The sequence below is a fragment of the Arthrobacter sp. H-02-3 genome (assembly GCF_003097355.1).
GTDB lineage: Bacteria > Actinomycetota > Actinomycetes > Actinomycetales > Micrococcaceae > Arthrobacter > Arthrobacter humicola.
In genome coordinates, this window is record NZ_PYUI01000022.1 from 40,582 (window position 1) to 53,487 (window position 12,906).

The 12,906-nt window shown below is 68.8% G+C and carries 8 protein-coding genes; 3 read left to right on the plus strand and 5 right to left on the minus strand.

Features of this window, described 5'->3' with window-relative positions; all coding sequences use genetic code 11:
* Positions 1-68: 68 nt before the first annotated feature.
* Positions 69-1,505: a septation protein SepH gene (sepH, locus tag C9424_RS17680; protein WP_116768191.1), complete on the plus strand. Its 1,437-nt coding sequence runs from the start codon at positions 69-71 to the stop codon at positions 1,503-1,505.
* Between the two features lie 15 nt (positions 1,506-1,520).
* Here sepH and C9424_RS17685 read toward each other — a convergent pair whose 3' ends face one another.
* From C9424_RS17685 to C9424_RS17695, 3 genes are all read right to left on the minus strand, one after another.
* Positions 1,521-2,750: an alkaline phosphatase family protein gene (locus tag C9424_RS17685; RefSeq protein WP_116768192.1), complete on the minus strand. Its 1,230-nt coding sequence runs from the start codon at positions 2,748-2,750 to the stop codon at positions 1,521-1,523.
* Between the two features lies 1 nt (position 2,751).
* The gene (locus C9424_RS17690) at positions 2,752-3,495 is read right to left on the minus strand and encodes a DUF5998 family protein (protein ID WP_091255674.1); all 744 of its coding nucleotides are present in this window, start codon (positions 3,493-3,495) and stop codon (positions 2,752-2,754) included.
* 80 nt (positions 3,496-3,575) lie between these two features.
* Positions 3,576-6,287: a bifunctional acetate--CoA ligase family protein/GNAT family N-acetyltransferase gene (locus tag C9424_RS17695; RefSeq protein ID WP_116768193.1), complete on the minus strand. Its 2,712-nt coding sequence runs from the start codon at positions 6,285-6,287 to the stop codon at positions 3,576-3,578.
* Between the two features lie 68 nt (positions 6,288-6,355).
* Here C9424_RS17695 and C9424_RS17700 point away from each other — a divergent pair, with 68 nt between their 5' ends.
* A complete protein-coding gene (locus C9424_RS17700) occupies positions 6,356-8,941 on the plus strand; it encodes a DNA gyrase/topoisomerase IV subunit A (RefSeq protein ID WP_202615916.1) in 2,586 nt (861 codons plus the stop codon).
* A 287-nt stretch (positions 8,942-9,228) separates the two neighbouring features.
* Here the strand turns inward: C9424_RS17700 and C9424_RS17705 are convergent, their stop codons facing one another.
* Together C9424_RS17705 and C9424_RS21975 are read right to left on the minus strand one after the other, a co-directional pair.
* The gene (locus C9424_RS17705) at positions 9,229-9,612 is read right to left on the minus strand and encodes a VOC family protein (RefSeq protein ID WP_116768194.1); all 384 of its coding nucleotides are present in this window, start codon (positions 9,610-9,612) and stop codon (positions 9,229-9,231) included.
* A gap of 362 nt (positions 9,613-9,974) precedes the next feature.
* Positions 9,975-12,173 carry an HNH endonuclease signature motif containing protein gene (locus C9424_RS21975; RefSeq protein ID WP_237563536.1) on the minus strand — a complete coding sequence of 733 codons (2,199 nt, stop codon included), beginning with the start codon at positions 12,171-12,173 and terminating at the stop codon, positions 9,975-9,977.
* A 177-nt stretch (positions 12,174-12,350) separates the two neighbouring features.
* Between C9424_RS21975 and C9424_RS17720 the strand changes: the two genes are divergently transcribed.
* On the plus strand, positions 12,351-12,869 hold the full coding sequence (locus tag C9424_RS17720) for a DinB family protein (protein WP_116768195.1): 519 nt from the start codon (positions 12,351-12,353) through the stop codon (positions 12,867-12,869).
* Positions 12,870-12,906: the final 37 nt, after the last annotated feature.

Below are 12,906 nucleotides of genomic sequence, written 5' to 3' on the forward strand. Positions count from 1 at the left end.
CTAACCCGAAATGCGTCCCGCTGGTGGCAGAGTTTCGATTGTTAGTAATGCCAGGGTGGAGGATTTGTATGCAGGATCTACGGCTTGTAGGCGTCCACGACGACGGAGAGCATCTCCTGTTGAGTGGCACCGGCGGCGAGATGTTCCAGCTGCCGATCGATGAAGCACTTCGGGCGGCAGCCAGCCGGACGGCGTCCAAGGCCGCTTACAGCGCGGCCGCGGCACCCATTGCCATGTCTCCGCGGGATATCCAGACCAGGATCCGGAACGGAGCCACCGCCACCGAAGTGGCGGAACTGTCCGGCATCCCGCTGGAAAAAGTTCAGCGCTATGAGGGGCCGGTCCTCGCCGAGCGCGAGTACATCGCCGAACAGGCGCGCAAGGTTGAGGTGGCCTCCCCCGCCCCGGGGCACGACATCTACCGGTCCGTATTCGGGGACAACCCGGCTTCGCTCAGCGACATGGTCGAGCACCGCCTGAAGGCCTACGGCGTCGAACCCTCAACTCTGGAATGGGACTCGTGGCGGCGTCCCGACGGCAGCTGGAACGTGGTGGCCCGCTTCGAGCCGAAGCCCGGCGGCCCGGCCGGGATCGGCGAGGAACCGCCGGCCATGTGGACCTTCCACCCCGCCCGGAAATCGCTGCACAACGCGAACCGCTGGGCCCAGCAGCTGAGCGAACTCGAGCCTCTCGAAGGCCCCGTTCCGACGCGCCGGCTTACCGCCGTTTCCGACCGGCCCTTTGACTTTGAAACCGATGCCGAGGCCGCAGCCCGGACGGCGACAGGCCAGCACAGCATCATCCATCAGATGCTGCTTCAGCAGGACCGGATCCACCAGGAACAGGACGCCGACGGGCTGCTGGACATGTTGCGTTCCCGCCGGGGTCACCGTATCGGGGTGGACGAGGACGCCGACGACGCCCTCGCCATGCTCCTGACCAATGGGGTCCCCGCGGCCCATCCCCGGCCCGCCGAGGTGCCCGAAATAGCCGAACTGGCGGAGCTGTCCGAGGCGTCTGAGATTTCGCAGGATGCTGAACCGGAGTCCGTCCCCGCGGCCGTTGAGTCTGACGACGTCAATCCGGATATCAGCGACCCCGGGCAGCCAGCTACTCCTTCGGCGGAGGCGGCCGCCCCGGTCGAGACCGATGCCTTCACGCGCCGCCGCGACGGCCGGCCGTCGATGCTCTCGCGTCTGACCCTGGCACCGCGCATCCCCGAAGAGGACGACGTCCTGAAGCTGCACGACGGCGTCAGCACTGAGACGCGGGAAGTCACCATTGCGGCCTCGCAACTTCGCCCGGCGGCCAAGAACCCGACTGCAAGCCCTGGACTGGACGAACTGATCGGCGGCGGAAGCTCGCGCCGGCAGCACCGCGAGTCCCAGGGCGCCACCCGGAACGACGCCGGTACGGACCAGCCGGAGCGCCAGCCGGCCAAGCCGAAAAGATCGAGTGTTCCCAGCTGGGATGAAATCGTCTTTGGGACCCGCAACGACCAGTAGGACAACCGCGGTGCTTTAGCGGCGGGGCGCCTTCTTACCGTCGGCCTTGAAGCACAGCAGCGGAACTTCCCGTTCGGCCTTGGTAAGGGACCCGTGCTGGCCTACGACTTCCAGGGCCGTGGGCCGGACCCGGCGCGTATCGTAGAGCGCCAGCGAATCCCGGGCCGCGATCATGACGTGCCCGATTCGCAGGGCCGCTTCCGCGCGCACGTCACCGAACAACCCGCCTGCGATCGCTTCCTCACGGGTGAAGGCCCAGATTCTGTCCCCGAAGCGGGACCGCCAGCTTTCCAGCAGGCGTGCACGGGCGACGTCGTCCGTTCCGTCCTCAAGGTACAGGTGAACCATCCGCGGCTCGCCGGCGGTGTGCCGCACTCCGGCGATGAGCGCCGGATCCGCGGAATAGTCGATCCGCTGCGACTCCGGGACATCGACCATGCCGTGGTCCGCCGTGAGCAGAACGGTGGTTCCGGGCGGCAAAGTGGCGTTGAGCCGGCGCACGGTGGCATCGAGCTCCTCGAGCTGGTGTTCCCACTGCGGTGACTGGCAGCCGTAGCGGTGCCCGGCCTTGTCCAGCTCGTTGACGTAGAAGTACATCAGCGAAGGCCCGGCGCCGGCCATAGCCTCGGCCGCCGCGCCGGTGCGGGCGTGTGAGGTGATGCCGGTGACGAATCGTCCGCCGCGGAGCGCAGCCTGGGTCATGGCCGAGGTGCTGAACTGCGGGAGGCTGACCGTCGTGACGTCGACGTGGTCGGCAGCCCTTTCAAATACGGTGGGGAACGGCTGCCAGGTCTGCGGGTCGACGCCGGCGTCCCAGTTGCCGAGCATGTTCACTACCCGGTCCTGGTCGGGGTCGAGGACGTCGTAGCCGACCATGCCGTGCTGGCCGGCCGGGAGCCCGGTCCCAAAGCTGGCAAGGGACGCCGCGGTGGTGGACGGGAACGCCGAGTCCAGTGACACCGGGACGCTGCCCTGCCCGGCCTGAAGGACCGAGCGCAAGAACGGCGTGTGCGCGGTCTTTTGCTTCAGCAGGTTGCGTCCCAGACCGTCGGCCAGCACCACGCAGACTCGTTGGGCCGGCGGCAGGTGCAGTTTGTTCTCGAAACCCGGGACCCCCAGGCTGGCCGCGGCACTTGTCAGGACCTCGGCGATCGAGCGGTGACCAAATGCGGGGGCCGGCGGGAGCGGGGAGGACCCGGCGGCGGCCGTCACCGGGGCAGCCTCTGGCTCACGGACGTGAGCCATGTCAGCGCTGGTGACCGCGGCTGAGGCGGTTTCCGAACACGCCCATCCGCGGTCGGGGCGGCAGACCGGGCCCGGTGTGCGGGACCGGTGCCGCGGAGCCGGTGTTGACGGCACGAAGGGCGCGCGCGAAGAGCTTGGCATCCTGCACGGCCTGCAGGCCGTCGGCCTCGGCGCTGATCCGCAGGACGATGTCCTCCTGCGCGATGGTGCCGCTGTAGCCGTGATCGGCCTCGCACTGCGGGTCCCCGCAGCTGGCCGGCCCCATGTCCAGGCGCTGGCCGCCGGACCAGGCAATGGACAGCGTCAGCTCACGGACCGGGTCAGAGGGCTTGTAGTCCTGCGGCTGGGCGTAGACGTAGCTGAGGACCACCGAGCGGATCTGTGTCACGGGGACGGACTCGGTGGAGACCTGGGCGACGGTCTGCTCGCCGGCTTCGTCAAGCTGCTGGTCGTCAACATGGGTGATGACCAGCATGTCCTCCGTCAACACCAGGACTGTGATGTGGCGGCGGACCTCGGCACGGTCGAAGTGCGTCTCGAGGTGCACCAGGTGTGCCACGCAATCGCGGCCGTCCAAGGCATCGGCGACAACGTCCGCCACGAGTCGCGGGTAGAACCCGGCCTGCTGGAGGGACCCTTCCAGGCTCTGGCCCTGCGCGCTGTGGTCATGGAGGCCATGGTGGTGCGCGGTCTGGCGTCCGGGGGCAGTCGCCAGGGGTTTGGGTGTTGGAGGCTGGGAGCTCATGGTCTCCATTTTCACAGATCGGCTGGGGACTTGCTAACTGCGCGGTCCGGAACAGGGGCTTCGGGGATGGGGGCGGGGGCCTAACTGCGCATTGCGCGGCGCGCGGTGTCCGTCCGTTGGGCGGCGTTGGCGATCCTGACGTCGGCGGCCAGGATGGACGCGCCGTCGGGCCCGGCGAGGACGGGGTTGAAGTGCACCAGCGCGACCTCAGGATGGTTGTCCTTGAGCCGTGTAAGCCGGGCGGCGAGGTCCTCCAGCGCCGCAACGTCGACGGCGGGAAGGCCCTGGTACCCGAACAGTTTCCTCGAGGCCCGGGGCGCCCGGACGAAGTCGTGGACGTCGGAGCCGGAAAGCGGCGGCACGCGGTGGGCCCAGTCGTCGAGCAGGTTCACGGCGTCGCCGGCCAGGCCGAAGGAGATCACCGGCCCCAGCAACGGATCCTCGATGGCACGGAAGGTGCAGGCCTGCCCCACCGGCACCATCGTCTGCACTTCCAGGGACGGCGAGCCGTACCGTTCCAGCGATTTCCGCATCTCCAGCACGTTGCGCCGCATCGAATCGGCGTCATGTATGTCCAGCCTCACGCCTCCAAGGTCCAGCCGGTGCCGCAAGGCCGGATCCGTGGTCTTCAGCACCACCGGCCAGCCGAGACGCTCGGCCGCCGCCACGGCCTCCTCCACCGTCTCGAACCCGACAGACGGGACCACCCGGATGCCGTAGTGGCCCAGCAGCCGCGCGGCCGTGTCTTGGTCCAGCCGGACCAGCTGCTCCCCGCCCACGTTGTGCAGCAGCTGTTCCAGCTCTTCCCGGGCGGCGTCCGGGTGGCAGCCTTCGGGTTCCACGAACAGGCCTTGGTCCCGGTCCAGCCACTGGGCATAGCGCACGACGGCGGCCAGTGCCGCCACCGCCGTGCCGGGGTTGGAATAGCAGGGTACCGGCGGAGTGAGCAGAGCCTGCTGTGGCTGCTCCGGCTCGGCGCCGACCATGCCCTCCACGTAAATGGAAGGATCAAGGATTCCGCTAAACGCGGCAACCACGGGCTTGCCGGCAGCCGCGGAACATTCCGCCAGCACACCGGCGATTTTTTCGACAGTGAGGCCGCGCGCCGGAAGCAGCGCCACCACCACCGCGTGCACCGTGTCCGACGTCAGCGTTTCCTGCAGGCTCCGACGCAAGGCCGGCAGCGCGCGGGACATGCCGGCGTCGAGGTCGACGTCGGCGACGATCCGGTCCACACCGAGACCCTGCCCGGCGGCGCTGTCCGCCACCACTTTGCCGAGGGCGCGCGAATTGCTGAAGACCGCGATGCCGGGACCCTTCGGCAGCGGCTGGCTGGACACGATCTGGGCGACGTCCATGAGTTCTTCGATGGTCTCGACCCGGATCACGCCGGCCTGCCGCATCATGGCGTCCAGGGCTTCAGGGGGCGCCTGCGTGGTGCGGACGGCGTGCCCGGGCGGCAAGTTCAAGCCCATGGCGTCGGACTTGGCCACAATCACGGGTTTGGTCCGGGCCAGGCGTCGCGCCAGCCGGGAAAACTTGCGCGGGTTGCCGATCGATTCCAGATACAGCCCCACCGCCGTGGTGTCGGCGTCGTCCTCCCAGTACTGCATCAGGTCGTTGCCGGAGACGTCGGCGCGGTTGCCGGCGGAGAGGAAGGTCGAGATGCCCACCCTGCGGCGGCTGGAGGCGGCGTAGAGGGCTACGCCGATGGCGGCCGACTGGCTGAAGAGCCCCAGGCCGCCGCGGCGGGCCAGCGCGGGCGCCATCGAGGCGTTGAGGGACACGGCCGGGTTGGTGTTGACGATGCCCAGCGAGGCCGGCCCGATCACGCGCATGCCGTTGGCGCGGGCCTGCCGCACGAGTTCGCGCTGGCGGGCCAGTCCGCGTTCGCCGTCGTCCGCGTACCCGGCGGTGGCGACCACGATTCCCTTCACGCCGGCGGCGCCGCATTCCTCGACGACCTTGGGGACTTCGTCATACGGGACCGCGATGATGGCGAGCTTGACCGGACCCGGCACCTCAGAGAGCCGGGCGAAGGACAGCATGCCCGCCAGTTCCAGGGCCTCCGGGTTGATGGCGTACACCGGGCCGTGGAACCCGCCTTCGATGATGTGCTCAAGCAACTGGTAGCCCACGGTTCCCCATTTGCGGCTCGCCCCGATCACGGCCACGGAGGACGGGGCCAGCAGTTCCTGGATGCTGCGGGCCTCGGCGCGGTGCTCGCGGGATTCCATCACGGCCCGGGATTTGTCCGTGGGATCGATGTTGAACTCGAGGCTGACCACGCCGTCGTCAAAGTGCCGTTTGACGTCATAGCCGGCGTCGGAGAACACCATGAGCATCTTGCGGTTTTCCGGGAGCACTTCGGCGCTGAACTTGCGGATCCCGTTTTCGCGGGCGGCGGCCGCGAGGTGTTCAAGCAGGATCGAGCCGATCCCGCGGCCCTGGTGGGCGTCGGCGATGTTGAAGGCGACCTCGGCTTCCTCCGGGTCGTTGAGCCGGTCGTAACGGCCGATGCCCAGGATCTCGCCGCCGATGGTGATCACCAGGGCAACCCGGTCCTTATAGTCCACCTCGGTGAAGCGCTTGAGTTCCTTGCCGGTCAGCCGGGACTTGAAGGCGAAGAAGCGCATGTAGATGGACTTCTGGGACTGGCCCACGTGGAAGGCCTGGACCGCGTCCGCATCGGAGGGGTGGATGGGGCGCAAATGTGCTGTGCCGCCGTCGCGCAGGACAACATCGGCTTCCCAATATTCCGGATATACGCCGTCCGAGGGCTGATCCACCATAGGCTTAGCCTAGTCATAAACTTACGCAGTACCCGTTCAGCACCCCCTCAGAAGGACCCACCAGCCCCATGGCACGCCGCCAAACCACGCCCCCGGCAGGGGACGCCAGCCAAGATTCCGCAGGAACATTCGTAGAGAACATCGTCGATATTGATGTCACGTCCGAGATGGAAGGCTCGTTCCTCGAATACGCCTATTCGGTGATCTACTCGCGGGCCCTCCCGGACGCCCGCGACGGCTTGAAGCCCGTGCAGCGCCGCATCCTGTACATGATGAGCGACATGGGGCTGCGCCCGGACCGGGGCCACGTCAAGAGCGCCCGCGTCGTGGGCGAGGTCATGGGCAAGCTGCACCCCCACGGCGACGCGGCGATCTACGACGCCATGGTCCGCATGGCGCAGGACTTCTCCCTGCGGCTGCCGCTGATCGACGGACATGGCAACTTCGGCTCGCTCGACGACGGCCCGGCCGCGCCCCGCTACACGGAGGCCCGGCTGGCGGCTGCGGCCCTGACCCTCACGGACCACCTCGACGAGGACGTCGTCGATTTCGTTCCGAACTACGACAACCAGCTGACCCAGCCGGACGTACTCCCGGCCGCGTTCCCCAACCTGCTGGTCAACGGCGCCACGGGCATCGCCGTCGGCATGGCCACGAACATGGCCCCGCACAACCTCGTGGAGGTCATCGCCGCCGCGCGGCACCTGATCGAAAACCCGGACGCCACGCTCGAGGACATCATGAAGTTCGTCCCCGGCCCGGACCTGCCCACGGGCGGCCGGATCGTTGGCCTGGACGGCATCCGCGACGCCTACGCCACGGGCCGCGGCTCCTTCAAGACCCGAGCCAAGGTGGAGATCGAGCAACTCTCGGCCCGCCGCACCGGCCTGGTGGTCACGGAACTGCCCTACATGGTGGGGCCGGAGAAGGTGATCGAGAAGATCAAGGACGCCGTCAACGGCAAGAAGCTCACCGGCATCAGCGACATCGTGGACCTCACGGACCGCAAGCACGGCCTGCGCCTGGTCATTGAGCTCAAGAACGGCTTCAATCCCAATGCGGTGCTCCAGCAGCTCTACCGCTACACCCCGATGGAAGACTCCTTCGGCATCAACAACGTCACGCTCGTGGACGGGCAGCCCCAGACCCTCGGGCTGCTGCAGCTGCTCTCGGTCTATGTGGACCACCGGATTAACGTTGTACGCCGCCGCACGGCCTTCCGGCTGGGCAAGAAGAAGGACCGCCTGCACCTGGTCGAGGGCCTCCTGATCGCGATCGTTGACATTGACGAGGTCATCCAGATCATCCGCTCCTCCGACGAGGTTGCCGCGGCCCGGACCCGGCTGATGTCCATCTACGACCTCACCGAGATCCAGGCCAACTACATCCTGGAACTGCGGCTGCGGCAGCTGACCAAGTACTCGCGGATCGAATTGGAGAAGGAGCAGGAGGAGCTCCGCCGGGAAATCGCCGAGCTCGAGGCCATCCTGGGCTCCCCCGCGCTGCTGCGTGGCCTCGTCTCAGACGAACTCGGCGAGATCGCGGAGAAGTACGGCACCCCGCGGCGGACAGTGCTGCTGGAATCCGAGGCCGTCTCCCCCACCGTCGCGGCCGCCGCGGGCGCCGCGGGCGCCGTCACCGGGGCCAAGGGCAAGGCGGCGCCGCTGGCGCTGGAGATCGCGGACGATCCCTGCTGGGCCATCCTCACGGCGTCCGGTCAGATCGCTCGCACGTCCAACCAGGAAAGCCTGGCCGAGGCAGGCCCCCGGACCCGGCATGACGTTTTCTCCTCCGTGGTCAAGACATCGGCCCGCGGCGAGATCGCGGCCGTGACGTCGCAGGGACGCATGCTGCGCCTTCAGGTCATGGACATGCCCGTGCTCCCGCCGACGTCGGGCACTCCGAACATGGCTGGCGGCGTACCGGCCAAGGACTTCATCACCCTCCTCAAGGGTGAGTCGCTTGTGGCTTTCGTTCCCCTGGACCAGATCCTCGCAATCGGAACCGCCCAGGGCGTAGTCAAGCGGGTGCAGCCGGACTATCCGCTGAATCGCGAGGACTGGGAAGTGATCGCGCTCAAGGACAAGGACACCGTGGTGGGTGTTACGTCCGCCGGGTCCGACGACGACGACCTCGTCTTCATCACGCGCCAGGCCCAACTGCTGCGCTTCAGTGCTTCCGCGGTCCGCCCGCAGGGCCGGACCGCAGGCGGCATGGCCGGAATCAAGCTGGCCGCCGGGGACCGGGTTCTGTTCTTCGGGACCGCCAACGCCGCCGACGCCGCCGCCGTAGTCGTGACCATTGCTGGGACCGAAGGGGCCCTGCCGGGCACCGCCCCCGGGGCTGCCAAGGTCACCGCGCTGGCCGAATACCCGGCCAAGGGCCGGGCCACGGCCGGAGTGCGGGCCCACCGCTTCCTCAAGGGCGAGGACACGCTGCTCCTCGGCTGGGCCGGCCACGGTCCCGCCAAGGCTTCCTCTTCGGCGGGCGTGGCGCGCTCCCTCCCGGGCGAGCACGGCCGCCGCGACGGTTCCGGAATCCCCCTGTCCCAGGCCATCGACGCCATTGGCCCCAGCATGGCGTGGTCCGAGGAACCGGAGGCCGGGGCCGTGCCTGCGGCCTCCGCCGGGACCCCGGGCGGGACGGACGCGTAGCCGTCTTGGTTCGCAAGGTGCGCGCAGTTTCCGAGGGCCGTGGTTTCGTAGTCCGCATGTCAGCAGTCCGTGACAGAGGTGTAGCCGTCTGACCACACATACCCCGGGCGGGCCGCGAAACCGCGGCCCGACCGGGCTTTGTGCTCGCTCCTTACAATCGGGCTTTACGTCCGATCCATAAGCTCGGGCGCCGTCGCCGGACCCGGTGTGAAGGATTGACCTGAAGGATTGGCGTCCGGCAATCTCTCTTTCCGCAGGCGCCATTCCAAGGTTCCGTGGAGTAGGGGCTACGCCATGTGGTTGAGGCTCAAGATGTTGCCCTCGGTGTCCAGGAACCATGCGGCCGAACTCCCGTCCGGAGTGGTGGCAATTCCGTCCTCGGTTTTCAGGCCCGGGAAGTCGTATTCCTCGAAGACGATTCCATTGGCCCGGAGTTCCGCAACGGCAGCCGGCAGGTCGTCGACCATCCAGCCGATCTGCGTGTTCTTGGCGGTGCCGGCGTTAGGCGTTTGGTACAGGAGGAACCGGGTTCCGCCGCCGCACGTGTACTGCAGGTTGTCCTCGGCATCCGGGTTGTCGGGTTCAAGCCCGAGCTTGTCGCGGTAGAAACCCCGTGCACGGGCGATATCCGCCGCCGGTAGCACAGCGCCGACTTGCTGATCCTTGAGCATGGCTATTCTCTTTCCAGGCCCGCCCCCCGGAAGGAATTTTACTCCTCCGGGCGCCGCGCGTACCCGTGAAACTGAAGCAGGATTTCCGGTGACTGCCAGCGGCTCGCCCCGTCCACCGAGCGCGCCCGGGGGCCGTTTCATTAAACTGCTCGAGCCGCCGTCATGCGGCCGTGGTGAGGATCCCTGGCCACCGGGCGGGACTCGGTTGTGCGGGCGTCATGAGGAGCCGCCGTCGCCAACCGGGTCGCCGTCATGGGGCCGTGGCCACCGCGAACGGCAGCGGGCGCTGCCGTCATTGCCGGGTCCGTGATTACACGGCTGGCATCATCGCCGCGATCATGCCGTCTCTGTCCGGGTTGCGGTTATGCGGCCCGGGCGGGTCGGGCGGGTGTGAAGTAGTGGTTGCGGCGGGGCTTCTGGCCGGGGTCGATGTGGGGTGGCGGGATGAACCAGGGAATCCCGGTCCGGATCCGGATGGTCCACGCCTCCTTGTGGATCAGGTGATGGTGATGGGAGCAGAGCAGGGTTCCGTTCTCCGTGCCCGTGGTCCCGCCGCGGGACCAGTACGTGATGTGGTGGGCTTCGCACCAGGGTGCGGGGATGGTGCAGCCGGGGAAGGCGCAGCCGAGGTCCCGGGCGATGAGGGCTTTGCGGAGGTGGGGCGGGAAGAGCCGGGAGGCCCGGCCGATGTCCAGGATCCGTCCCTCACCCCCGAGCAGGACGGGGATGATGTCGGCGTCGCAGGCGATCTTCCGGATGGTGGAGGCGGTGACGGGTCCGGTGAACAGCAGCGATCCCGTTTCCCGCACCGCTCCCGCGGGCCGGAACGCCGCACCGGCCGTTTCCTGAGCTTCTGCCGGGCCGCTCTGGCCGGCGGCCTCACCGGCTTCGCCCGCCGCGCCGGCTTCGCCCGCCGCGCAGGCCGTGCTTGCCTCACCGGCGGCAGTGCGGTCGGTGGTGGTGCCGAGCCGGGCCAGCAGGTCGCGGTAGTCGATGGTGACCATGACCTGGGGGCGGAGCCCGCCCGCGGCGGGCAGGCCCCCGGTCGCGAGGGCGATCCCGCAGGCACCGACCAGGCCGTCGAGCAGCCGCTGGGGCCGGGACCGGGGATCCAGCCCCGCCGCCCCCGGATCCTCCTCGCACACCGGCTGCCCCGCTCCGGCAGGGTCATCGTCCGGAACGGCATGAGTCACCGGGGCGGGAGCCTGGACATCCGCGTGAGTCGACACGCCGACGGCCCGGGCATTACAGGTCGGCACGCCGGCGCCGGCATTCGTGGCCGGCCACTCGCCGGCGGGCGCACTGGGAGCCCACCCCACGGCGAAAGCCGTGCCGGCAGGCTCGGCGGCCCAACCGCCAGAGGCCGCAGCGCCACCTGTGGCGGAGCCCTCAGACGCGGGCGCGCCCTCAACGGCGGCCCGGGCAGTATTCGTGGTCCCGGCGGCGTTTGTCGTGCCGGCGGTGTCCGTGGTGCGGGGGTTGGTGCCGGTGTTCATGACGGTGAGGAGGTACTCGAACTGTTCGGTGGTCGCGAAAATCTCAAGATGGTGCAGTCCGTGGCGCGGGCGCCGGATGAAGGCGCCCTGAAGCTGGCGCAGCAGCTCCTCGGAGGGCTCGGCGCCGTCCTGATCCAGCGCATCCGCCCAGGCCCGGGCCACCCGGGCCAGGAAGTCCGCGTCGTTCTCCGCGGCCGTGCGCGTCAGGGCGTGCTCCATCCGCCCCAGGGCCCCGGCGTCACAGACGTGCCGGACCTTCTCCAGCGCCGCCGTGATGATCGTCGCGGCCCGGGACGCGACCTGCCCGGCCGCGACCGCCGCACCCAGTTCCGCGTGCACGGCCGGGACGGGCTGGCCGGTGAGTCCCCGGCGGGGCAACAGACCCCCGGCGAGGGCGAGCCGGCGCTTGGCCTCCGGCGCGCTGATCCGCAGCCGCGCCCGCAGGAACTCCGCCGTGTTCCGGTACCCGTCATCGACCACCGCCGCGTCACCGGCCGCATCCCACGGCACACCCTCCCCGGTCAGCGCATCGGGCGAAGCCACTGCACCGGGCGCTGTCACGCCCGTGAGCGCGTCGGGCGAAGCCGCGGAACCGGGCACGCCGTCGCTCCCGCCGTCGATCACGTCATCGGCCACAGCACCACTCACCGTACCGGACGGTGCGCCACTGGCGGCCGCGGTTCCGGGGGCGTCGTCGCGCCAGCCCGTCGTCCACGACGTGCCCGTCTTCGCGGCCGCCGCCGCGGACTGCGTCCTGGTCCGGTCCACCGCACCGGCCGCCACCAGCTGCAAAAACTCCGCCCGGCGCGAGAGCTCCTCCACACGCCCGGCGAAGTCCGACGCGGCCCGGAAATCCCACAACGCCGCATCCTGAACCGCCGTCGACCCCACAGCCTCCAACGCGGCCAGGGCAACATCCACACCCGACCACCCGGCCGGACCCGAACCGCCGCCTGCGCCGCGGTCCGTGCCGGGATCCGCGCCGCAGCCTGCAGCGCGACCGGCGCACCGATCCGTGCCCTGCCCGTCGTCCCCGAACGGAATGAAATCCCTGGCGGCTTCCATGAAACCAGTCTCCTCCGGGGGTCTGACATTCTTAGCGCGAACCCAAATTCCAACCCCGTGAGTGGCTTCCGCGAGTGGGTCGCGATTCTTCCGAGCTTTGCCCCGGAGGCTGCAAGGCTTCGGGATGCCGCACGTGACAGGGATGCCCGACGGCACAAATGCACTTACACTGCTGGAATGCCTATCATCCCGGATACCAAGGACTGGACTTGGGTCCTGTCGCGGCCCTGCCCCGAGTGTGGTTTCGATGCCTCCGTTGCGACCCCGGCCACTGTGCCAGGGATCATCACCACCATGCTCCCGCGGTGGCGCGCCGCCCTCCGCCGGCCGGACGCGGCGGAGCGGCCCGATGAGGCCACCTGGTCCGTTCTCGAGTACGGCTGCCACGTCCGGGACGTCTTCACACTCTTCGATCACCGTTTGGCGCTCATGCTGGGCGAGGACGACGCCCGGTTCGATGACTGGGACCAAGACCGGACAGCCATCGAACAGGACTACGCCAACGCCGATCCTGCCGAAGTCGGCGCCGAACTGACCGCCGAGGGCGAGCAGATTGCTGCGTCCTTCGCCCGCGTCACGGAGGAGGACTGGGACCGCAAGGGGACCCGGAGCAACGGCTCAGTATTCACGGTCCTGACCTTTGCGCAGTACTTCCTGCACGACGTCGTCCATCACCTCCACGATGTGGACGGTTAGCCCCTCGACGGTTAGCGCTGGCACCGCGGTCCGCTAG